The 23,419-nt window shown below is 41.3% G+C and carries 22 protein-coding genes and 2 tRNA genes; 14 read left to right on the forward strand and 10 right to left on the reverse strand.

Annotated features, from left to right (window positions below; translation table 11 throughout):
• Positions 1-19: 19 nt before the first annotated feature.
• From WKU26_RS07175 to WKU26_RS07195, 5 genes are all read left to right on the forward strand, one after another.
• Positions 20-2,158, forward strand: a complete 2,139-nt coding sequence (locus WKU26_RS07175; protein ID WP_340321439.1) for a peptidylprolyl isomerase — start codon at positions 20-22, stop codon at positions 2,156-2,158.
• 211 nt (positions 2,159-2,369) lie between these two features.
• A complete protein-coding gene (locus WKU26_RS07180; RefSeq protein WP_340321440.1) occupies positions 2,370-2,951 on the forward strand; it encodes a LemA family protein in 582 nt (193 codons plus the stop codon).
• Between the two features lie 4 nt (positions 2,952-2,955).
• A complete protein-coding gene (locus WKU26_RS07185) occupies positions 2,956-3,882 on the forward strand; it encodes a TPM domain-containing protein (RefSeq protein WP_340321441.1) in 927 nt (308 codons plus the stop codon).
• 32 nt (positions 3,883-3,914) lie between these two features.
• Entirely contained in the window at positions 3,915-4,994 is a 1,080-nt protein-coding gene (gene aroC, locus WKU26_RS07190; RefSeq protein WP_340321442.1) for a chorismate synthase, read from the forward strand.
• A 204-nt stretch (positions 4,995-5,198) separates the two neighbouring features.
• Positions 5,199-6,578 carry an MATE family efflux transporter gene (locus WKU26_RS07195; RefSeq protein ID WP_340321443.1) on the forward strand — a complete coding sequence of 460 codons (1,380 nt, stop codon included), beginning with the start codon at positions 5,199-5,201 and terminating at the stop codon, positions 6,576-6,578.
• 225 nt (positions 6,579-6,803) lie between these two features.
• Here WKU26_RS07195 and WKU26_RS07200 read toward each other — a convergent pair whose 3' ends face one another.
• On the reverse strand, positions 6,804-7,358 hold the full coding sequence (locus tag WKU26_RS07200) for an NADH peroxidase (RefSeq protein ID WP_269878166.1): 555 nt from the start codon (positions 7,356-7,358) through the stop codon (positions 6,804-6,806).
• Positions 7,359-7,397: 39 nt separating this feature from the next.
• A complete protein-coding gene (locus tag WKU26_RS07205) occupies positions 7,398-7,817 on the reverse strand; it encodes a Fur family transcriptional regulator (RefSeq protein ID WP_340321444.1) in 420 nt (139 codons plus the stop codon).
• 314 nt (positions 7,818-8,131) lie between these two features.
• On the opposite strand from WKU26_RS07205, the gene WKU26_RS07210 reads away from it, so the two are divergent.
• The 3 genes from WKU26_RS07210 to WKU26_RS07220 all read left to right on the forward strand — a co-directional run bounded on the left by WKU26_RS07210 (position 8,132) and on the right by WKU26_RS07220 (position 11,761).
• Positions 8,132-10,063 (forward strand): NAD(+) synthase, encoded by a 1,932-nt coding sequence (locus tag WKU26_RS07210; RefSeq protein WP_340321445.1) that lies wholly within the window; start codon positions 8,132-8,134, stop codon positions 10,061-10,063.
• A 449-nt stretch (positions 10,064-10,512) separates the two neighbouring features.
• Positions 10,513-10,977 (forward strand): MaoC family dehydratase, encoded by a 465-nt coding sequence (locus WKU26_RS07215; RefSeq protein WP_340321446.1) that lies wholly within the window; start codon positions 10,513-10,515, stop codon positions 10,975-10,977.
• Between the two features lie 70 nt (positions 10,978-11,047).
• Positions 11,048-11,761, forward strand: a complete 714-nt coding sequence (locus WKU26_RS07220) for a TIGR02757 family protein (protein WP_445323223.1) — start codon at positions 11,048-11,050, stop codon at positions 11,759-11,761.
• Positions 11,762-11,782: 21 nt separating this feature from the next.
• On the opposite strand, the gene WKU26_RS07225 is transcribed toward WKU26_RS07220, so the two are convergent.
• From WKU26_RS07225 to hisH, 8 genes are all read right to left on the reverse strand, one after another.
• The gene (locus WKU26_RS07225) at positions 11,783-12,937 is read right to left on the reverse strand and encodes a glycosyltransferase (RefSeq protein ID WP_340321447.1); all 1,155 of its coding nucleotides are present in this window, start codon (positions 12,935-12,937) and stop codon (positions 11,783-11,785) included.
• 122 nt (positions 12,938-13,059) lie between these two features.
• On the reverse strand, positions 13,060-14,220 hold the full coding sequence (lysA, locus tag WKU26_RS07230; RefSeq protein ID WP_340321448.1) for a diaminopimelate decarboxylase: 1,161 nt from the start codon (positions 14,218-14,220) through the stop codon (positions 13,060-13,062).
• 101 nt (positions 14,221-14,321) lie between these two features.
• Positions 14,322-15,641, reverse strand: a complete 1,320-nt coding sequence (locus tag WKU26_RS07235) for an aspartate kinase (RefSeq protein ID WP_340321449.1) — start codon at positions 15,639-15,641, stop codon at positions 14,322-14,324.
• A 112-nt stretch (positions 15,642-15,753) separates the two neighbouring features.
• Positions 15,754-16,434, reverse strand: coding sequence for a cell division ATP-binding protein FtsE (locus tag WKU26_RS07240; RefSeq protein ID WP_340321450.1), 681 nt, complete (start codon positions 16,432-16,434; stop codon positions 15,754-15,756).
• Between the two features lie 15 nt (positions 16,435-16,449).
• Positions 16,450-17,064: a bifunctional phosphoribosyl-AMP cyclohydrolase/phosphoribosyl-ATP diphosphatase HisIE gene (gene hisIE, locus WKU26_RS07245; protein WP_340321460.1), complete on the reverse strand. Its 615-nt coding sequence runs from the start codon at positions 17,062-17,064 to the stop codon at positions 16,450-16,452.
• Between the two features lie 11 nt (positions 17,065-17,075).
• A complete protein-coding gene (gene hisF / locus WKU26_RS07250; protein WP_340321451.1) occupies positions 17,076-17,831 on the reverse strand; it encodes an imidazole glycerol phosphate synthase subunit HisF in 756 nt (251 codons plus the stop codon).
• A 24-nt stretch (positions 17,832-17,855) separates the two neighbouring features.
• On the reverse strand, positions 17,856-18,575 hold the full coding sequence (hisA, locus tag WKU26_RS07255; RefSeq protein ID WP_340321452.1) for a 1-(5-phosphoribosyl)-5-[(5-phosphoribosylamino)methylideneamino]imidazole-4-carboxamide isomerase: 720 nt from the start codon (positions 18,573-18,575) through the stop codon (positions 17,856-17,858).
• Positions 18,576-18,599: 24 nt separating this feature from the next.
• Complete coding sequence (gene hisH, locus WKU26_RS07260; RefSeq protein WP_269878179.1) at positions 18,600-19,190, reverse strand: imidazole glycerol phosphate synthase subunit HisH; 591 nt, start codon at positions 19,188-19,190, stop codon at positions 18,600-18,602.
• Positions 19,191-19,444: 254 nt separating this feature from the next.
• On the opposite strand from hisH, the gene WKU26_RS07265 reads away from it, so the two are divergent.
• The 6 genes from WKU26_RS07265 (at position 19,445) to WKU26_RS07290 (ending at position 23,374) form a co-directional block, all read left to right on the forward strand.
• Positions 19,445-19,960 (forward strand): cysteine hydrolase family protein, encoded by a 516-nt coding sequence (locus WKU26_RS07265; RefSeq protein ID WP_340321453.1) that lies wholly within the window; start codon positions 19,445-19,447, stop codon positions 19,958-19,960.
• A 95-nt stretch (positions 19,961-20,055) separates the two neighbouring features.
• The gene (locus WKU26_RS07270) at positions 20,056-21,360 is read left to right on the forward strand and encodes a Na+/H+ antiporter NhaC family protein (RefSeq protein ID WP_340321454.1); all 1,305 of its coding nucleotides are present in this window, start codon (positions 20,056-20,058) and stop codon (positions 21,358-21,360) included.
• Positions 21,361-21,456: 96 nt separating this feature from the next.
• A tRNA-Arg gene (locus WKU26_RS07275) sits at positions 21,457-21,530 on the forward strand.
• 24 nt (positions 21,531-21,554) lie between these two features.
• Positions 21,555-21,628, forward strand: a tRNA-Arg gene (locus tag WKU26_RS07280).
• A gap of 131 nt (positions 21,629-21,759) precedes the next feature.
• Positions 21,760-22,212 carry a macro domain-containing protein gene (locus tag WKU26_RS07285; RefSeq protein WP_340321455.1) on the forward strand — a complete coding sequence of 151 codons (453 nt, stop codon included), beginning with the start codon at positions 21,760-21,762 and terminating at the stop codon, positions 22,210-22,212.
• A 79-nt stretch (positions 22,213-22,291) separates the two neighbouring features.
• Positions 22,292-23,374, forward strand: coding sequence for a phosphotransferase enzyme family protein (locus tag WKU26_RS07290; protein ID WP_340321456.1), 1,083 nt, complete (start codon positions 22,292-22,294; stop codon positions 23,372-23,374).
• Positions 23,375-23,419 lie beyond the last annotated feature (45 nt).

The following is a 23,419-nucleotide window of genomic DNA, read 5'->3' on the forward strand; positions in this document are numbered from 1 at the left end:
ATAATAAAAATAACTTTAAATGGCAACTTTACAAACAATTAGAAGCAAAGGACCTTTATTGGTCATTGTAATTGGTCTTGCCTTGTTTGCATTTATCGCAGGTGATGCTTGGAAAATACTCCAACCACATCAAGGCAAGCAAGACGTAGGGGAAGTTAATGGAAAAACACTTTCCGCACAGGAGTATCAACAAATGGTAGACGAATTGAGTGAGGTAATTAAACTGACAAACGGTTTAAACTCTCTGAACGAAGACCAGTTGACAAACATAAAAGACCAAGTATGGAATACATACGTAACCAACGAAGTAATAGCAAACGAAGCCGAGAAGTTAGGTTTGCAGGTTACTAAAGCAGAATTGCAGGCCGTTATCAATGCAGGTTCTCATCCTCTGTTGATGCAGACTCCATTCCGCAATCCTCAGACAGGTGCATTTGATAAAGATATGCTGAAAAAATTTCTTGTAGATTATGCAAATCTGGATGCAAACAAAATGCCTGCTCAATATGTGGAATATTATCAGAAGATGGGTAATTTCTGGAATTTCATTGAAAAGACTTTGGCTGAAACATTATTGGCTGAAAAGTATCAGAACCTGATTGGAAAATCTCTGATCTCTAATCCGGTTGCAGCAGAAGATGCATTCAATGCACGCACAGAACAGACCGATATGCTTTTGGCTGCAGTGCCTTATTCTTCTATCAACGATTCTACTATTACTGTTTCAAAAGACGAAATCAAAGAATTGTACAATTCTAAAAAAGAATCGTTCAAACAGCCTATTGAAACACGTAATATTAAATATGTAGATGTACGCGTTGTTCCTTCAGATGCTGACCGCAAAGCTGTGCAGGAAGAAGTGACTGAATATACAAACCAGCTTATCAGCACTACAAAAGATTATGTATCTTTCGTACGTTCAACAGGTTCTACTATTGCATATTCAGATATCCCTGTCAGCAAATCTGCACTTCCTAATGATGTAGCAAGCCGTTTGGATTCTACTTCTGTGAATGAAGTATATGGACCTTACTACAATCAGACAGACGATTCATACAATGCATTCAAAATTGTAGCTAAAGTGAGTGCACCGGATTCTATCCAGTTCCGTCAGATCCAGGTATATGCTGATACAGATGAAAAAACAACTGAATTGGCAGACAGTATCTATAATGCACTGAAAGCGGGAGCAGATTTCGCAGAAGTTGCAAAGAAATATGCACAGACAGGAGAAGCTACCTGGATTAATGCAAGAGGTTGGGAAGGTACAACCGTAGATGCAGAGAATGCAACCTTAATCAACGCACTGATTGAACAGCCTGTTTCTGAAATTTCAAACTTGAAAATCGGACAGTCTAATATCATTCTGCAGGTAATGAACAAAAAACAAATGCAGAATAAATACAAAGTGGCTATTGTAAAATGTCCGGTAGAATTCAGCAAAGAAACTTACAACGACACTTACAACAAGTTCAGCCAGTTTGTTGCACAAAGCACTACAATCGAAGCTTTGGAGAAAAACGCAGAAGAAAACGGATATACTGTACTTCCACGTATGAACTTCAGAAGCGACGAACACTATGTAGGTGGTGTTAAATCTACTCGCGAAGCTTTGAAATGGGTATTCGACGCAAAAGAAGGTGAAGTTTCTCCTTTGTACGAATGTGGTGAGAACGACCATTTGATGGTAGTAGCATTGGAAGGAATCAACCCAGCAGGATACACTAACATCAATCAGGTAGCTGATTTGTTGAAAAGCGAAATCATCCGCGACAAGAAAGCTGAAAAGATTATGGCTGAAATGAAAGGCTTTAATACTTTGGCTCAGGTTAAGGGAATGAAAGATGCTGTAAGCGATTCAGTAAAACACGTTACATTCTCAGCTCCGGCTTATATCTCTGTAACAAGAGCAAGCGAACCTGTTATTAGTGCTGTGGCTTCTAAAACTGCAGTAAACGCAACTTCTGCTCCAATTAAAGGTAATGCAGGTGTTTATATGATTCAAGTTTACAACAAGAATAAAAACGCTGAAACATTGGACAGCAAGACAGAACAGGCTACATTGGTTAACATGATTTCTCGTTACGCTCCTCAGCAGTGTATTTACGAACTGAGAGAAAAGAACGACATCGTAGACCAGCGCTACTTGTTCTTCTAAAATCAGAAATACAATAAACTGATATAAAGGTTCAGCCAGTATCTTCAAAAGATATTGGCTGAACTTTTTTATACACATTCCTTATAGTCGATGTATAGGTTAAAAGACGTTTTACTCCATAAGATTATTTGAAAAATTAAATTCCCCGTTCGGTTATTCCAGCAATTTTGTGTATGTTTGTAAGCAAACAAATCAAAAACAAAACAAAAGCATGAAAAAAACTTGGATTATCATTATTGCAGTTATTGCTGTCATTGCAATATACTTCATTTCTACTTACAACTCGATGGTAGCTCAAGAAGAAGCTGTCAGTACAGCATGGAGCAACGTAGAAAACCAGTATCAGCGCCGTTCAGACCTTATCCCAAATCTGGTTAATACAGTTAAAGGATATGCTGCACACGAAAAAGAGACCTTCGATGCTGTAGTATCTGCACGCGCTAAAGCTACACAGACTACTGTAAGCATAGACGATTTGACTCCGGAAAAGATGCAAGCTTACCAGCGTGCACAAGGTGAAGTAGGCAGTGCACTGAGCCGCTTGCTGGCTGTAACAGAAAACTACCCTGAACTGAAAGCCAACGAAAACTTTAAAGAACTACAAGCACAGTTAGAGGGTACTGAAAACAGAATCAGTGTAGAACGTCGTAAATTCAACGAAACTGCACGTGGATATAATACGGCGATCCGTAAGTTTCCACGCAATATCGTAGCCGGTATGCTCGGATTCGAAAAGCATCCATACTTTGAAGCTGAAGAAGGCAGCGAAAAAGCGCCGGAAGTAAAATTCTGATTTTATGAAACTGAAAACCTTCTTATACCTCCTGCTACTTCAACTCAGTTGTCTGTACGCAACAGCAAAGGAATATCGGGTAGAAGATGTCCCTATGGTTCATCTTGAAAACCGTATGCGATATGTCAGCAATCCGGATGGCATTTTATCGGATGCAGTTGTAATGGCAATCGATACTACTCTTTATCGGCTGGAGCAACAAACCGGAATACAAACCTTGGTTGTAGCAGTCAACCAAATAGAAGGAGGCGACTGCTTTGACTTTGCATACCGGTTAGGAAGAGAAAACGGCGTAGGCCAGAAAGGGAAAGACAACGGGCTGGTAATTCTACTGGTCACAGGAGAAAGATGCATTCAGTTCGCTACAGGATACGGACTTGAAGGCGACTTGCCCGACGCACTCTGTAAACGTATCCAGGAAAGGTATATGAACAAATATTTTTCCGAAGGCAATTGGGATCAAGGTATGCTGGCTGGTGTACAAGCTATACGCAAGCAGCTAGACGGAACGGGTACTCCTCTGACATCACAAACATCAGAAGGAGAAAGCGGTTTGTTGCTGATAGGCATCTTGATTTGCTGCTTCGTAGTTGTCCCATTGGCCTTATGGTATATGGTAAGACAACGCAACAAATGTCCGAATTGCCACAAGCACACACTTCGCCCGCTCTCCAGCCGCACCATAGAGCGAATAAACGGAATACGCACGGAAGAAACAGTATACCGCTGCAACAATTGCGGATATACTCAACGACGACAGCAACGTAAAAGAGACGACGATTTCCATCATCATGGTGGAAGCGGTGGTCCTTTCTTAGGAGGTCCATTCTTTGGAGGTGGATTTGGAGGTAGCAGTCGTGGTGGTGGCTTCAGCGGTGGAGATTTTGGAGGAGGAGACTTTGGAGGCGGTGGAGCCGGAAGTAAGTTTTAAACGTAGATTATCTAATAAGAGAAGACAAATACATGTACAACAATACATTCGGAAATCTGTTCCGACTCACAAGTTTTGGAGAGTCGCATGGTAAAGCAATAGGAGGAGTAATCGATGGATTCCCTGCAGGAATTGTAATCGATATGGATTTTATCCAGCAAGAGTTGAACCGTCGCCGGCCAGGACAGTCTGCCATTACGACAGCCCGTAAAGAGGCAGACGAAGTAGAATTCCTTTCCGGTATTTATGAAGGAGTATCAACCGGATGTCCCATCGGTTTTGCTGTATGGAATACAAATCAGCACTCCAACGATTACGACAACATGAAGGATGTATATCGTCCCTCGCATGCAGATTATACTTATACAGAAAAATATGGCATACGCGACCACCGTGGTGGAGGTCGTTCATCTGCCCGTGAAACTATTGCACGAGTGGTAGCCGGTGCATTAGCCAAATTGGCTTTGCGCCAGCTGGGTATCCAGATAACCGCTTTCACCTCTCAAGTGGGCCCTTACATTTTAGAAAAAGACTACACACAGTACGACCTTACCCGAATAGAAGAAAATTCAGTACGCTGTCCGGATCAGGAACTGGCAGCAAAAATGGCTGATTATATCTATAAAATAAAAGGAGAAGGTAATACTATCGGAGGTGTCATCAGTTGTGTAATCAAAGGATGCCCTATAGGATTGGGTCAGCCTGTATTCGGAAAACTGCATGCAGCTTTGGGTAATGCGATGCTTAGCATTAATGCCGTAAAAGGATTTGAATACGGGCAAGGATTCGGCAGCATGGAGCAAAAAGGAAGTGAGCAAAATGATATTTTCTATAATGAGAATGGAAAGATTGCCTTGCGTACCAACCGTTCAGGAGGAATACAAGGTGGTATCAGTAACGGTGAAGATATTTATTTCCGAGTAGCCTTCAAACCTGTGGCTACGGTTCTTATGGAACAGCCTACCGTAGACCGTTTGGGAAATGAAACGATACTGAAAGCCAGAGGCAGACACGATCCCTGCGTACTTCCTCGTGCCGTTCCTATTGTAGAAGCAATGGCAGCCATGACCATTCTTGACCATTATCTTCTTAATAAAACTACCAGACTATAAATAAAAGAAATATAATATGGCCGACAATTATCTGGAAAGGCAACGCGAGCTATACGAAGCGCGCAAAGCAGCATGGGAAAAAACACGGCGAAGTAAAAAGCGAAAGGTACAAAACCCAAAAACTGCTTCCTCACCCTCTGCTACTCCATCTCCTGTCCCATCAGATGAGACAGATAAGGACAACATAAAGTAAACTGTAATCACATGAACAACCGATACGAGGAACGTTTAGGTACAGACCGGATACTACCTCTTGTCTTCAAGATGGCACTTCCGGCAGTAGCTGCTCAGTTGGTGAACTTATTATACAACATTGTAGACCGGATTTATATCGGGCATATTCCCCACATAGGAACTGATGCTTTAGCCGGCATTGGAGTAACTGGAGCCATTATAATTCTTATTTCCTCATTTTCGGCTATTGTAGGGGCTGGTGGCTCTCCACTGGCCGCTATTGCCTTGGGGCAAGGCGATCGTGTGCGTGCCGGAAGAATTTTAGGTAATGGATTTGTACTACTGCTTATTTTTACGGCTCTCACTTCCGGACTGACTTATCTGTTCATGGAACCGATTCTACGCTTTACAGGTGCCTCCGACCATACAATCGGTTATGCAATGGATTACTTGTCTATTTATCTTTTGGGAACTCTGTTTGTGGAAGTATCTGTAGGACTAAATCCCTTTATCAATACCCAGGGACGTCCGACTATTGCCATGTACTCGGTTCTCATCGGAGCCTTACTCAACATCATTCTCGATCCACTTTTTATTTTCACCTTTCAGATGGGTGTAAAGGGAGCTGCTCTGGCTACGATACTCTCTCAAGCTTGTAGTGCAATATGGGTACTTTCTTTTCTCACCTCTTCGCGTGCCTCTCTCCGACTGGAACGAAAATACATGCAGCTGAACAGGAATGTGGTTCTCTCCATTTTGGCCTTAGGTGTATCCCCTTTTATTATGGCCAGCACAGAAAGCTTGGTAGGCTTTGTCCTGAACGGAACCTTAAAGGCATACGGTGACATTTATATCAGTGCACTGGCCATCATGCAAAGTGCGATGCTGTTTGTCAGTGTACCGCTGACCGGTTTTGCACAAGGCTTTGTTCCTGTAGCCAGTTACAACTACGGGCATCATAATCGAGAACGCGTAAAATCCTGTTTCAAAGTGGCCGTTACGGTGATGTTTACTTTCAACTGCGTATCAGTTGTATGCATGATTATTTTTCCATCAACCATTGCCTCAGCCTTTACCAACGATGAAAGACTCATCCAGACCGTATCCCAACTCATGCCTATTTTCCTGGCAGGTATGACCATATTCGGACTTCAACGAGCTTGTCAGAATATGTTCGTCGCACTGGGACAGGCTAAAGTATCCGTATTTATCGCCTTGCTCCGCAAAGTATTTCTGCTGGTTCCCCTGGCATTACTGCTTCCACGTTTTATGGGTATGACCGGAGTCTTTGCTGCAGAAGGAATCTCCGATGCAATAGCCGCCATCTGCTGTACTGCCATATTTGCCATGCAGTTTCCACGTATTCTTCGGAAGATGGATACAGCCCCTCTCAATCGGTCTAATGGCTAAAAAAACGTTACTTGTATCGTGAGCTTACGTGATTAGTCACAGAAGCCAACGATACAAGTAACGTGAGGTCACGATACAAGTCGCGTTTTTTAGGGACATTCAGTAAATAATAAAAAATTAGCCAACTAATTCGGGATATTCAGTAAATGTCTCTTTATTAAGGTCTCTACATTAAAAAAGGCATCCCTTTTGAGGATGCCTTTAAACAATCTATATTGCGTAAGATTATTTCTTGAAATATCTGTTGTACAAGCCTTCGAAACCTTTTCCGTGACGAGCTTCGTCTTTAGCCATTTCGTGAACTGTATCGTGAATAGCGTCCAAATTCAAAGCTTTAGCGCGAGTAGCAATACGTTTTTTGTCTTCGCAAGCACCGCATTCTGCGTTCATACGTTTTTCCAGGTTTGTTTTTGTATCCCATACGCAGTCACCCAGCAATTCTGCAAATTTAGCAGCGTGTTCTGCTTCTTCCCAAGCGTAACGTTTGAAAGCTTCAGCTACTTCAGGATAGCCTTCGCGGTCAGCCTGACGGCTCATAGCCAAGTACATACCAACTTCTGTACATTCACCCATGAAATGGTTGTTCAAGTCTTTGATCATTTCTTCGTCACAACCTTTAGCAACACCGATTACGTGTTCGTCTACAAACTGCAAACCGCCTTCTGCAGCTTCTTCCATTTCTTTGAATTTAGAAGCAGGAGCTTTACACAATGGGCATTTTTCAGGAGCTGTTTCACCTTCGTGGATGTAACCACATACAGTACAAATAAATTTCTTCATAATCACAAAGTTTTTTAAGTTAGTTGTTATTTTTTCTATTTAATTTTTTGAGGATTTTGTTGCACAATCACAGCAAACTCCTTTGTAATATCGATGTGTTTCGTTTATTATAAACCCTTTATCTTCCAAGGTTTTTACTTCTTCTGTTTCTTCTTTATAAGGGACATCATAGATCTTTCCGCAAACTTTGCATTGGAAATGGGCATGTGCAGAAATTTCTCCGTCGAAGCAGGCATTTCGTTCGTCGATCGTTAGCATTTTGGCTGCGCCGTGTTCGATAAACAACTTTAGCGTGTTGTATACAGTAGTTTTCGATAAAGTTGGTATCTCTTTACACAAAGCCAAATAAATCTCATCAATGCACGGATGAGTTTTGTGCTTGAGCAAATAATCCATAATAGCTATGCGTTGTACGGATGGCTTGATGTTATAACTAAGCAAATATTCGTAAACGTTCATGTTATATTTAGATTTTTGTAATTGTTACAATTTTAATTCAAAGGCAAAGATACAAACATTTTCTTAAATAACAAGATGCAAGCCTAAAAAATAATATCTTTTTAATTTTGTTCAATTCTATGTATAATAGAGTTTATATAATCAACGTTTTACTGGTTTCTTTGGTTCATTACAAGAACTGTTATTTTCATGGATGGGCTTTTATTGTACATTAATTGATTTTGAGTGTTTCTTTTCATAAAGAGTTTTATTGGATGCTTTTTCCGGCTTTTTCGTTTTTAATTCTTACCTTTGTTTTATATAAGTAAGGATATATGAAATTTGGTTTTGTAAAAGTAGCGGCAGCTATTCCTTCAGTGAAGGTGGCCGACTGTTTGTTCAATGCGCAACAAACCGAGAAACAGATAACTCAGGCAGAAGAGAAAGGTGTACAGATTATTATCTTTCCGGAGCTGAATCTTACCGGATATTCTTGTGGAGATTTGTTTGAGCAGGGACTTCTGCTCGAGCAGGCAGAATTTGCCTTGATGCAGATTATGAACAATACTCGCCAACTGGATATCATTTCCATTGTGGGATTACCGGTAGTGGTAAATTCCACCTTGCTGAATTGTGCTGTTGTCTTTCAGAAAGGAAAAATTTTAGGAGTAGTACCAAAGACTTATTTACCTAATTATAAGGAATTCTATGAGCAACGTTGGTTTGCTTCTTCTACTGCTCACCCCGATGGTACTGTAGTCCGTCTGTGTGGACAGTTGGTTCCTGTAAGCGCCAACCTGTTGTTTGAGACTTCCGATGTATGTTTTGGAGTTGAGATCTGCGAGGATGTATGGGCTACGATTCCGCCCAGTTCTACATTGGCATTGAAAGGAGCAGAGATTATTTTCAATATGTCTGCCGATACAGAAAATATCAGCAAGCACCAGTATTTACGTTCTTTGTTGGCTCAGCAGTCGGCACGTTGTCTGGCCGGATATGTATTTGCTTCTTCCGGTTTTGGTGAGTCGACTACCGATGTGGTATTTGCCGGTAATGCTTTGATTTACGAAAACGGTTCTCTGTTGGCTGAATCCGAACGTTTCTCATTCGAAGAACAATTGGTCATCAGTGAGATTGATGTAGAACGATTGCGCGGCGAACGATTAGGCAATACAACTTTTGCCGCAAGTGTACGGGCTTACAGTCAGCAGCCAGTAAAGCGTGTTTGCGCTGAAATGGTCAATGTGAAAGACTTGCATCTGACACGTCAGGTAGAGCCGCATCCTTTTGTTCCTGCGGGTGGCAAACTGCTTGACGAACGTTGTGAGGAGATTTTCTCTATCCAGGTAGCTGGTTTGGCCAAGCGTTTGGTGCATACACACTGCAATACAGTAGTGGTAGGTATTTCCGGAGGACTTGATTCTACACTGGCTTTACTGGTATGTGTGAAAACGTTCGATAAACTGGGGCTGTCCCGTAAGGGAATTGTAGGTATTACAATGCCTGGTTTTGGAACTACCGACCGTACCTACCATAATGCACTGGATTTAATGCAGTCTTTGGGAGTTACCACTAAAGAAATCAGCATTAAGGATGCATGTATTCAGCATTTCAAAGATATAGAGCATGACATTAATGTACACGATGTCACTTATGAAAACGGTCAGGCTCGTGAGCGTACACAGATTCTGATGGATTATGCCAATAAAGTAGGAGGATTGGTTATCGGTACCGGCGATTTGTCTGAACTGGCTTTGGGATGGGCTACGTACAATGGAGACCATATGTCGATGTACGGAGTGAATGCCAGCATACCTAAAACACTGGTTCGCTATCTGGTGACTTGGGTAGCCGAAACAGGAGTCGATGCAGAGTCACGTGCTACTTTGCTTGATATTATTGATACGCCAATTAGTCCGGAGTTGATTCCTGCCGACGAGAACGGAAACATTAAACAGAAAACGGAAGATCTGGTAGGTCCATACGAGTTGCACGATTTCTTCCTTTATCATTTCCTGCGCTTTGGCTCTCGCCCTGCTAAGATTTTCTATCTGGCAGAGATAGCCTTTAAGGATGTTTACGACCGCGAAACTATCAAGAAATGGCTGACTACTTTCTGCCGTCGTTTCTTCAATCAGCAGTTCAAGCGTTCGTGCCTGCCTGACGGTCCGAAGGTTGGTTCGGTATCGCTTAGTCCGCGTGGCGATTGGCGTATGCCGAGTGATGCAAGTTCGGCATTGTGGCTGAAGGAATGCGAGGAACTCTGAATATCAGATTAAACTATTTTTTATTGATTATAGCTGCAATTCTTGCCTGAAGGTCTTCGGACTTTTATTTCAGGAGAGAATTGCAGTTTTTTTGTGTGAATATGAAGGTATGATATTGAAGTATAGAAATGTTTATTTATCAGATTATTCTGTATGCAATAACGTATTTCGTTCTACGATGTCGTCCGCATAGCCGATGACGTTGTCCGTATAATCGGCGTCGTTGGTTTTGCAGCCGACGTCGGCGGCTATAGAACATTATTCGTTTTGTGTAAAATTTATTATAAAATGATACGGTAAAGTAAGAGTTCGTAGAGTTTTCACTATCTTTGCAACAGATTGGTTATAGCTTGGTATACTATAATTTAAGCTTTATGAAATGTTGTATACTATTGTCTGTGTTTTTCCAGTCTTTATATGTAACTGTGTAATCAATAAAATCTTATTATATGAGTAAAGTAATTATTAATTCGTACGAAGAATTTGAAAAACTGTTGGGACAGCAGATTGGTGTATCCGAGTGGCTGGAAGTTTCTCAGGAGCGCATTAATCAGTTTGCTGATGCAACTTTGGATCATCAGTGGATTCATGTAGATATAGAAAGAGCTAAAGCAGAAAGTCCGTTTAAGAGCACTATCGTACACGGTTATCTCACCCTTTCATTGTTGCCTTATTTCTGGAATCAGATTATCGAGGTGAACAACTTGAAAATGATGGTAAACTACGGAATGGATAAAATGAAGTTCGGTCAGGCTGTGTTGTCGGGTCAGAAACTCCGCATGGTAGCTCATCTGCATTCTTTGGTAAATTTGCGTGGTACTGCAAAGGCTGAAATTAAGTTTGCTATCGAAATAGAAGGAGAAAAGAAAAAAGCACTCGAAGGTATTGCTACTTTCCTTTATTATTTCAACTGATTGTAACCTACGAAATAAAAGGAAATGCCATTCGGCGCGTAAGCGAAGGATGGCTTTTTTTATATTTACTATGATGATAAATAATGAATTGGATACTTGTCTCTGTAAATGGGCGGAAGAGTATCATTGTAGTGATTTTATAGCGGCCGATCCGGTACAGTTTCCGCATCGGTATACGGTGAAAGAAGACATCGAAATCAGCGGATTGCTGACAGCAGTATTGAGTTTTGGCAACCGGATTCAGATTCTGAAGAAAGCCGATGAACTGGATAAGATAATGGAGCATGCACCGTTGGCTTATGTTTTGTCCGGAAAATGGAGAGATGATTTTCCGGAATCGGATGGCCGTAGTTTTTATCGTATGCTGTCTTATGCCGATATTCGTGGATATTTTGAAAAACTATATAGAGTATATGCTGCAGGAAAAACACTGGAAGATGCTTTGAAGGAATACAAGGGTATCCCCATGCAGCAACTGTGTAGTTTTTTAGGAGTTTCCGACCGCAGTCCTCAGAAGAAACTGAATATGTTTTTGCGTTGGATGATTCGTACCGGTTCGCCGGTAGACTTTGGTATCTGGCGTACCATGTCGGCTTCGCAACTCGTCATACCTTTAGATACTCACGTGTGTAGGGTGGCCTATCAGTTGGGGCTGACCGAAAGTGCTTCCTTTTCGCTGAACAATGCGAAAAAGATTACAGCCGCACTGGAAAAAGTATTTCCCGGCGATCCTTGTCTTGGCGATTTTGCTTTGTTTGGTTATGGAGTAAATCACAAAGAATAAAAGCTTTTCTTATCCCCAATCTTATCGCCGCATAAAGTCGGTTTTGGTGCGGAACAGATAGCGGATTTTCATACCTATGCTCCAAAACGGGCGAGCCATATCGAAGAACGGGAATATGCAACAAAGATTTTCCTGCAAGTCTTTTGCTGTATTTCGGAAAACCATCATCAGGCATGCGAAGCGTATCAGCCAAAGCAGAAAGGCTATGGCTACCCCCGTCCACCACTGTTGGAAAATGCTTAATGCTAAAGCACAGAGTGTAGTCAACTGGAAAAGAATGCATGTGCCGGTTTCTATGGCATTCATCAGTCGGGAAACACCCTTGTAATAGTGTCCGGTAACTAAATGATTCATTTGTTCTTCGTACCAGATGCGTTTAAAAGGAGGTACCGGCATGCGGACGATACTTTCTGCTTCTGTAGCCACTTGTGTATTTTCTTTTCTTGCTACGGCATTGATAAACAGGTCATCTTCTCCACGTTGCAGTTGTAAGTGGTCGGAGAATCCTTTGTGGCGTTCGTATAGGCTTTTCCGGTATGCTAAGTTTCGTCCTATACCCATATACGGACGTCCGGCTAAAGCACTGCCTAAGAAACGTAAAGAATGGAAGAACTCGATTGTTGTAATTTTACGTGCAAACCATCCGGATTGAGGCAGGTAGTTGCTATACCCCAATACGATATCAGTCTTGTCATCAAAATGTCCAGCCATACTTTTCAGCCAGTTCTTGCTTGTCGGACGGCAATAAGGCTCTGTAAAGACAAGCCATTCGTATCGGCTGGCGCGTATTCCCATTGCTATGCCAAGCTTTTTCCGGCTCACATATCTGGCACTTTCCGGGATGAAGCTCTGATAAAGATTCTGATAACGTAAAGCCAGACGCTTCAGGATGTCATCGTCTTCACCTGCCGACTTATCATTGATAACAATAACTTCAAACTCCGGATAGTCCTGTTCGAGAATAGCCGGAAGATTTTCTTCTAATGCTTTTCCTGAGTCTTTGGTGACAATAATCACTGAAACGGGAGGATATTGTATCGGAGCAGAGGAGGTGTTGCGGCGAGTACAGTGGATACGGTTGTATACACCAAAGATATAATATAACTGGATTAGAAATAGTATTCCACATAACCCAATGGATAGGGTAGAGAGTGTATAGATATCAGTTGCTTCCATTGTTTATTTTTCATTGAACGGTGCAAAAGTAATGAAAAATATCGGGCTGTGTTCTCTTTAAAAAGAAAAAGACTGCTTCATGCAGAAACAGTCTTTTATGAAATATAGATGGAGTTATATTTTTATATTAATTCGTCCGAAGTATATCCTTGTGGCAGGTTTCGGCAGTTGTATCCCGAAGCCATAATTTCCCCGTATGCACCGGCAGAACGCAGTGCAATGAGGTCTCCTCGTTTCACCTTATTCAAGTCGATTGCTTTACCAAACACATCCGATGATTCGCAGATAGGTCCTACTACGTCGTATGTTTCTACAGCTTCTTCGGAAGTGATATTTTCAATTTTGTGATATGCCTGATAGAGTGCAGGACGAATCAGGTCGGTCATACCACCGTCTACAATAGCAAACTGCTTGTTGGTGCCTTGTTTTACATAAACCACCTTGGTGATGAGACTACCACACTGTCCTACTACCGCACGTCCCAATTCGAAATGCAGGGTTTGCTGTGGGCGCAGACGCAGGTGTTTATGATAAGTAGCAAAATACTCGGCAAAGTCAGGGATTGGCTGACGGTTGGGGTGCGCATAGTCTATACCTAAACCACCACCAACATTGATGTGTTCTACAATGATTTGGCGTGCATACAGTTTCTCCTGCAATTCATTGATACGGTTGCAAAGAGCTACAAAGTCGCCCATATCCAGAATCTGTGAACCAATGTGGAAATGCAGGCCTACAAAGCTGACATTTTTCATTTCCAGAGCGCGGTCGATGATACCGTCCATATCTTTCATGCTGATACCGAACTTGTTTTCAGCCAAACCGGTAGTAATATTGGCATGTGTATGGGCACCTACGTCTGGATTGATACGGAAAGCTACGCGAGCCATTTTACCTTTCTTTTCGGCCAGTTCATTGATAACTTCCAATTCGGGTACCGATTCTACATTGAAGCAGAAAATATCATAGTCTAACCCCAAATTGATTTCCCAGTCGGTTTTACCAACTCCGGCATATACAATCTTGCTGGCAGGAAATCCTGCTTTGATAGCGGCTTTGATTTCTCCTCCGCTCACACAGTCTGCCCCCAGTCCGCTTTCACGGATAATGCTCAATACCTTAGGATTTGCATTGGCTTTTACTGCATAATGCACACAGTATTTGCTATATTTTCCTGCTTCAGTTTTTATTGCTTGCAATGTGTCGCGCAGCAGGTTGGCATCATAATAATAAAAAGGTGTTTCTAGTTCCCTGAATTTGTTAATCGGAAATGTTCCTTTCATACTTGTTTAGTCTTTATATATTATAAGTAAAAAAAATAAAAGCGGATGACGCGGCTTGAGTGAAACCGTACCATCCGCTTATGTCAATGAGGGATAATCAATTATTTATGATTAAATAATACGTCGCTAAGTGACTGTAATGCTTTTTTCTTATCTGACTCACGAATCAGGAAAGAAATGTTGTAATTGCTTCCGCCGAAAGAAATCATACGTACCGGAATATCTCGCATGGCATCCAAAGCTTTTGCTTCGAAACCTACGTTTTCCCATTCCAAATCACCTACTACGCATACGATACACATATCGTGGTCTACAGTTACAGTACCGTATTTCTTCAAGTCATCGATGATTTCATTCAAATGCTTGGTGTTGTCTATCGACATTGATACACCTACTTCCGAAGTACAAACCATGTCGATGGCAGTCTGGTAGCTTTCAAAAATTTCGAAGACTTTACGCAAGAATCCGTGAGCCAATAACATACGGCTCGATTTGATTTTGATAGCTGTAATATTATCCTTTGCCGCTACTGCTTTGATTTTACCTTTCTCAGTGTCGTTTGAAATCAGTGTACCTGGAGCTGTAGGTTCCATAGTGTTGAGCAAACGTACCGGAATATTAGCGTATTTAGCAGGCTGTACACAAGTTGGATGCAAAATCTTGGCACCGAAATAAGCCAATTCTGCAGCTTCTTCGAAGTGCAACTGACGTACCGGAGAAGTATGGTCAACAATACGTGGGTCGTTGTCGTGCATACCGTCGATATCTGTCCAAATCTGAATTTCAGATGCATTGACAGCCGCACCAACCAGTGAAGCGGTATAGTCGCTTCCTCCACGCTGCAGGTTGTCTATTTCTCCATATGCATTGCGGCAGATAAATCCTTGAGTAATGTAGATTTCCTGTCCGGGATGTTCTTCCAACTGTACGGCAAGTTTTTCGCGGATGTATGTAAGATCCGGTTCACTGTTCTTGTCTGTGCGCATGAATTCCAATGCAGGCAATAAAACAGCTTTTACTCCCTGTTCGCACAGATAGTTGGTAACCATATTTGTAGAGATGATTTCACCTTGTGCAAGGATTACTTTCTCTTCAAATAAAGTAAATAAATCTTTTGTAAAAGAACGGATATAATCGAATACAGATTTTACAAATTCTGATGTTTTCTGTTTATATTCTTCGGTAGAATAAAGTTCCTCGATGTGCTGTTTATATTTGGCTTCCAGCTTGTTGATGACTTCGTTTGCACCTTCGGGATTCTTTTTATAAAGATAATCCGAAATTTCAACTAAGGTATTTGTCGTACCTGACATTGCAGATAAAACTACAATTTTCTGTTCACCGTCAGTAATCAATTTGGCAACATCCTTCATTCTCTGAGCAGAGCCTACCGATGTTCCTCCAAACTTTAAAACTTTCATTTTCTTGTTCCGAATTTTTAATTGTTCTATAATAATTTTAGCGTACAAATATAGTGATAAAATGAATACAAACTCTTTTTTATCAATAAAATGTACGATGGTTGACTTTTTTTTATAAATCACTAACTCCTTGTAGCTTGTGCTGTTCACATCGATATACCTTTCCCGGATATTCTGTGAGAAAACTCAAGTTGTGGGTTGTCATGATAATAGCTGAGCCTTGTTGGCAGATTTGATGCAGCAACTCAACGATTTTATTGCCTGTTTCTATATCCAGATTTCCTGTGGGTTCATCGGCAATGATGATTTCAGGTTTGTTGAGGATGGCCCTTGCTATGACAATACGCTGCTGCTCTCCTCCCGATAGTTCGTTAGGCATCTTATATCCCTTATTGCTCATTCCTACTAATTCCAGAACTTCCTGTATACGGTTGCGTATGTCGGTCTTGTTTTTCCATCCGGTAGCTTGGAGTACAAACTCCAGATTTTCGTATACAGAACGGTCTGTCAACAGCTGGAAATCCTGAAAAACGATTCCCAACTTTCTGCGTAAATCAGCTATTTGTTTTTGTTTGACAGTACGCATGTTGTAGCCTAATACAGTAGCCTCTCCTCCGGCAATGTCCAATTCGCCATAGATAGTTTTCAGAAAAGTTGATTTACCTGTTCCTACTTTTCCTATCAAGTAGATGAACTCTCCTTTGTGTAATTCGAAATTTACCTGATTCAAAATACCAAGGGCCTGCTGGTTGATATCTACTCCTTTATAAGAGATGAGAAGTGTTTCTTCCATGTATACTGAATTTGATTAATGCTTCTTCCAGTTTTCACTATGACGCTCTTTCAATTCCCGTGCAAGATCTTCGATGCGATAACCTTTAGAGGTAAGCAATACGATGAGGTGATAAAGCAAATCGGCTCCTTCGTAAATGAGTCGTTCATCTGTGCCGTTGCATGCTTCGATGACAGTTTCTACAGCTTCTTCCCCTACTTTCTGTGCCATTTTGTTGACGCCTGACTGAAACAGACTAGTGGTATATGATTTCTCCGGCATCTCTTCATGACGTTTGTCGATGAAATCTTGTAACTCTTTCAGGAACATGATGTCCTGTTCATTCTTTTCTCCCCAGCAAGTATCACTTCCAGTATGACATACCGGTCCTTCGGGGTGTACTTTGATGAGAAGAGTATCATTGTCGCAGTCAGACTGTATAGATACTACATGGAGAAAATTTCCACTTTCTTCTCCTTTAGTCCACAGACGGTTTTTAGTACGGCTGAAGAATGTCACTTTATTGCTTTCTACTGTTTTACGGTAGGCTTCTTCGTTCATAAATCCCAGCATCAGTACTTTCTGGGTATAATTGTCCTGAATGATGGCCGGAATCAATCCGTTCATTTTCTTGAAATCGAGTGTCATAATGTGTTCTTTTTTTAAATTCTTACATTGATACCTTCTGAGCAAAGATATTGTTTTAATTCGGGAATTTTTATTTCTCCAAAGTGAAAAACACTGGCAGCAAGTGCAGCACTGGCTTTTCCTTCTGTAAAAGCTTCTTTTATATGTTCTTTGCTGCCGGCTCCTCCCGATGCGATAACAGGGATGGTGAGTCGTTCACTTAATTGAGCCAGTGCAGTGTTGGCATATCCCCGTTTAATGCCATCGTGGTCCATACTGGTAAACAGAATTTCTCCTGCTCCCCGTTCGTTGGCTTCGTGAGCCCAGGCAAATAGATCCAAATCTGTTTCTATTCGTCCTCCATTCAAAAAACATCTCCATCCATGCTCGGTTTGGCGGGCATCAATGGCGACAACGCAAACCTGTGAACCGAAATGTCTTGCTATCTCGTCAATCAGTTGTGGAGTACGGATGGCTGAAGAGTTGATGGAAATCTTGTCGGCACCTGCATTCAGTAACCGTTCTACATCCTTTAACTCGTGAATTCCTCCTCCTACTGTAAAAGGGATATTAATCTGTGCTGCTACCTGTTCCACAAGATGTGTAAAAGTCTTCCTGTTTTCATGGCTGGCGGTAATATCCAGATATACCAACTCGTCTGCTCCTTGCTCGCTATATATACGTCCTAATTCTACAGGGTCGCCTGCTTGTCGGAGATTGATAAAGTTGGTACCTTTTACAGTTTGTCCGTCTTTGATATCCAAACAAGGGATAATTCTTTTGGCTAACATATTATATGTATTGTTTTCAAACGTTTATAGGTAACGGCTTAACTCTTTGATGGAAATACGTCCTTCGTATAACGCTTTTCCGATTACTACAGCAGGAACACCTATCTCGTGTAACTTCAGAATGTCATCTATACTACTGACTCCTCCACTAGCTATTAGGTAAAGGTCTGGGTAAGCCGACATAACTTGCTGGTAGAGTGCTGTAGAAGGTCCTTCCAACATTCCGTCACGGCTAATGTCGGTACACAATACTTTTGAGATACCTTTGCTACGGTAGTTTTCCAAGAAAGGCATCAGTTCTTGTGAACTTTCTTCTTTCCATCCAGCAATGGCAATTTTTTCATTTTTTACATCAGCTCCAAGGATAATTTTTTCGTTCCCATATTGAGTAAGCCATCGTGAGAAAAGCTCCGGTTGTTTCACGGCTACACTACCCAATGTAACCATTTGAGCACCGTTGTCAAATGCGATGATGAGATCTTCGTCGCTTTTTATACCACCTCCAAAGTCGATGACAAGAGAAGTACGGCTGGCTATTTGCTCTAAAATGCGATAGTTGACCACATGATGAGAAGCTGCTCCATCTAAGTCGACAATATGCAATCGTTTGATGCCATAAGATTCAAATTCTTTGGCTACTTCTACCGGGTGAGTATGATATATCTGTTTTGAAGAATAGTCACCTTGTGATAAACGTACACATTTTCCATCTATAATATCAATGGCTGGAATAAGTTCTATCATGGTTGTTTGTTTTATATAGTTATATTATAAGTTTAAGAAATTGACAAGAATCTGTTCTCCTGTCTTTCCGCTCTTCTCCGGGTGGAATTGTGTCGCATAAAAATTATCTTTGTGTAAGGCAGCACTAAACGGCAGGATATAATCGGTCTGGGCAGCGGTATATTCATTGACCGGTACATAATAGCTATGTACGAAGTATACAAACTCATTATCTTCCATCCCCTTAAACAGGTCACTATCTAAATGTGTAAGTGTATTCCATCCCATATGAGGAACTTTGTCTTCTTGTTGGGTTGGAATAAAGCGCTTGACCGGTGTATGAAAGATTCCCAAACAATCTGTATTTCCTTCCTCCGAATAATCGCACATAAGCTGCATTCCCAGGCAAATACCCAATACCGGTTGCTTCAGCTCTTTGATTAGCTGGTCTAAGTGCTGGGAGCGCAAATAATTCATAGTTGTTTCCGCTTGTCCTACTCCTGGAAAAATAATTTTATCGGCACCGGATATAACTTCTTTATCGGCAGTAATCAGAGCTTCTATACCCAAACGCTGTAAGCTGTGCTGTACAGAAAAAATATTTCCGGCATTGTATTTGATAATTGCTACTTTCATGATGTTATATTCTTTCTTGGGATATGCGTGCAAAAATAACGAATTATTGTATATTATCTAATATTAACAACATAAAGTTCGTTATAGTAGTATTTAATTAGTAAAAATGCCACTGATTAGGCTATGCCGTATGGTTGGGATGAAAATACTTTTGGATGGGAGTAAGAAGCTTTTATGAAAATATATATGATGTATCTTGTTGGGTAAGTCTTTGTTTATTTGTACTTTTATTCCTGATAAATAAATTTAGAGTGATGAAAGTATTGGTTGTAGTAGATATGCAGCACGATTTTGTGGATGGAGCCTTAGGAACTTCTGAAGCAAAACAGATTGTAGAAAATGTGAGAAAGAAGGTGGATTCGTATTGGAGTGTAGGAGGTAAGGTGATATATACCCAAGATACACACGACACTAATTATTTGCAAACACAAGAGGGTAGAAACCTGCCGGTAGAACATTGCTTGAAAAATTCTTGGGGATGGGAGATTCTGTCTGAAGTTTATAAAGCGGGTGCTCCTGTCGTTGAAAAGAAAGGATTTGGTTCTTTGGAACTGTCGGATATGATTGCTGGCATAGGAGAAGTAGAATCTATCGAACTGGTGGGTTTGTGCACAGATATCTGCGTCATATCCAATGCGATGATTTTGAAGTCCCGTTTCCCGGAGATACCGATATCAGTTGATGCATCCTGCTGTGCAGGAGTTACCCCAGAGAGTCATGCCAATGCCTTACGTGCCATGCAGATGTGTCAGATTCAGGTAATGTCATGATTTTAGGGTAAATCAGTTTCTTGAAAAGAAGCGCTTTAGGTAGATTGAATATAAATTCCTATCTTTGCGCTGTTTTTTTTAAAGAGCAACGATCTATGGATGTAAAGAAACTGACGCCGATTGTAAATAAACCGAATGGATGGGCTTTGATGCCTCTTGTTGTATTCCTATGCCTTTATCTGGTGGTATCACTGATAGTCAATGATTTTTATAAGGTGCCTATCACGGTTGCGTTTCTGGTTGCATCTGTTTATGCTGTTGCTGCTACAAAAGGGCTGAGCCTGAACGACCGCATATTGCAGTATTCACAGGGGGCTGCCAACAAGAACATCATGCTGATGATATGGGTGTTCATCCTGGCAGGAGCATTTGCTCACTCGGCTAAGGCAATGGGAGCGATTGATGCAACAGTAAATCTGACGTTGATGCTGTTGCCCGACAATTTGCTGTTAGCCGGTATTTTCATTGCGTCTTGTTTTATTTCTCTTTCTATAGGTACTTCCGTAGGAACCATTGTGGCCTTAGTACCGGTGGCAACCGGTATTGCTTCGAAGACAGGAGTCGATATGGCTTTTATGACAGCATTGGTTGTGGGAGGTGCTTTCTTTGGCGATAACCTTTCTTTTATCTCTGATACGACAATTGCGGCTACCCGAACACAGGGATGTCTGATGAAAGATAAATTCCGGGTAAACTCTATGATTGCCATACCGGCTGCTTTGTTGGTTTGTATTTATTACATCATATATGGAATGCATATTGAAACGGTAAACGAGGTACAGCAGATTGAGTGGGGAAAGGTGTTGCCTTATCTCATTGTGCTTGGCACTGCAGTGATTGGAGTGAATGTAGTCCTTGTCTTATTGTTGGGACTTATCTCTACTGGAGTAATCGGTATGATATACGGACAGTTTGACCTGTTCAGTTGGTTTGGGGCAATGGGAAGTGGAATTACCGGTATGGGCGAACTGATTGTCATTACTTTGATGGCAGGGGGAATGCTCGAACTGATTCGTTTTAATGGAGGAATAGATTATGTGTTGCATTGTCTTACATTGCGTGTAAAAAGTAAACGGGCTGCCGAATTAGGGATTGCTGCTTTGGTAAGTTTTGCGAATGTATGCACAGCCAATAATACTATTGCCATTATTACAGTAGGTCCATTAGCAAGCAATATCGCAGAGCAATTTCGTATAGACAAACGGAAAAGTGCCAGTCTTTTGGATATTTTTTCCTGTGTAGTACAAGGACTCATTCCATATGGAGCACAAATGCTTTTTGCTGCTGAATTGGCCGGACTTTCTCCTATTAATATAATGGAGTATTTATATTATCCGATGGTATTGGGAGGAGTGGCTTTATTGAGTATTTTGTTCCGATATCCCAGACGCTATTCTTAATCTTTTTGTTTTTAAACCGACCGGTTGGTTTAAAAAACAAAAGACATTGTTTGTTATTTTAAAAAAATATACTACCTTTGCACCGCAAATAAGGATGGTTCCGTAGCTCAGCTGGATAGAGCAACGCCCTTCTAAGGCGTGGGTCCTGCGTTCGAATCGCAGCGGAATCACAAAAGCTTTACAATCACAAGGATGGTTCCGTAGCTCAGCTGGATAGAGCAACGCCCTTCTAAGGCGTGGGTCCTGCGTTCGAATCGCAGCGGAATCACTGAAAAAAGAGACAATTCTTTCTGTTTGGGAATGGGTGGTCTCTTTTTTCTTTTTATGTGTATTATTAAATTTAATATCTTTATCACTTCACAATAGATTATTTCAGTTTTTATATAAAAAAATCTATAGATGGTTACATATATAACAAAAGGGAATATCTTCAAACTTGCCGGAGTACATGCTTATGCGCACGGGTGCAATTGTGCTGGAGCTATGGGGAGAGGTATTGCTGTACAGTTTAAAGAGCGTTATCCGGAAATGTACCGGGAGTATTTACGCAGGTGTAAAGTCGGAGAATTTTGTCCCGGAGACGTTTACTTGTATAAGAATGAGAAAGAGGCTGTCTTTAATTTGGGTACAGAAAAGCATTGGAGGCTTGGGGCGGAACTTTCTTTTGTAAAACAATCGTTGACGGGTATGGTAGAGTTGGCGAAAGCACATCATATCGATCGGATAGCATTACCCCGTATCGCAGCCGGTTTAGGAAAATTGGACTGGGAAGAAGTAAAAACAGTTATCAATCGGGTAGCGGAAGATGAGGCCGAGGTTGAACTGCTTGTTGTAGAGGAATATAAGCCTTAAGAGAATACTATTTTAGAACTTCTGTTTGCGTATGTAAAGGGAATCGTTTACTTTTGTTTACTCTAAATATTAGACAACTATGAATACATTTGAACACATTCTTTGTCAATTTCCGGAAATCGGTACCGTGAAAGAAGTTGCTCCTTTGACTTCCGGTATTATTAATCAGACTTATTTGGTAAAAACAGCCGAACCGGCTTCACCCGATTATATTTTGCAGTGTATCAATCATCAGGTCTTTACAGATGTTCCTCTTTTGCAGCATAACATAGAACTAGTAACCCGGCATATCCGTCGTAAGCTTGAAGAACGTGGTGAAAAGGATATAGACTGGAAGGTATTACGCTTTGTTCCGTCTGCTGCAGGAGCGACTTACTTTTTCGATGGAGAAAGTTATTGGAGAGTTTCTGTATTTATTCCGGATTCGGTTACTCAAGATGCGGTTACACCGGAATCTTCTTATCTGGTAGGATTGAAATTTGGTGAGTTTGAGGCAATGCTTGCCGATTTGCCGGAAACTTTGGGAGAAACTATTCCCGATTTTCATAACATGGAGTTTCGTCTGCGTCAGTTGAATGATGCAGTAGCTGCTGATGCTGCAGGACGTCTGCACGAGGTAAAAAGTCTGGTAGATGATATACTTCGTGATGCCGAAGAAATGTGCTGTGCGGAGCGTTTGTATAGGGAGGGAAAATTACCTAAACGTGTTTGTCATTGTGACACCAAAGTAAGCAACATGCTTTTCGATAAAGAAGGAAATGTGCTTTGTGTTATTGATTTGGATACCACAATGCCCAGCTTTGTCTTTTCCGATTTTGGTGATTTCCTTCGTTCGGCAGCCAATACCACCCGTGAAGACGATCCTGATATAGAAAAAGTATCTTTCAATCAAACTATTTTTGAGGCTTTTGCAAAAGGATATATCGAATCGGCCAAAGCTTTTCTTACTCCCTGCGAAACAGAATTGCTGCCTTATGCGGTAGCATTATTCCCCTACATGCAGGCAGTACGCTTCCTTACAGACTATATAAATGGAGATACCTATTATCGTACTGATTATCCGGCGCACAACCTGGACCGTACCCGTAATCAGTACAAACTGTATTGTGAAGTGCAGAAGGCTATGCCGGCCATGAAGCAGTATATCGCTTCGCTTCTATAAAGGGATATTCAGTAAATGTCTCTACCACATAATATGGCATATGAA

It is taken from the genome of Phocaeicola sp. HCN-40430, assembly GCF_037890285.1.
Classification (GTDB): domain Bacteria; phylum Bacteroidota; class Bacteroidia; order Bacteroidales; family Bacteroidaceae; genus Phocaeicola; species Phocaeicola acetigenes.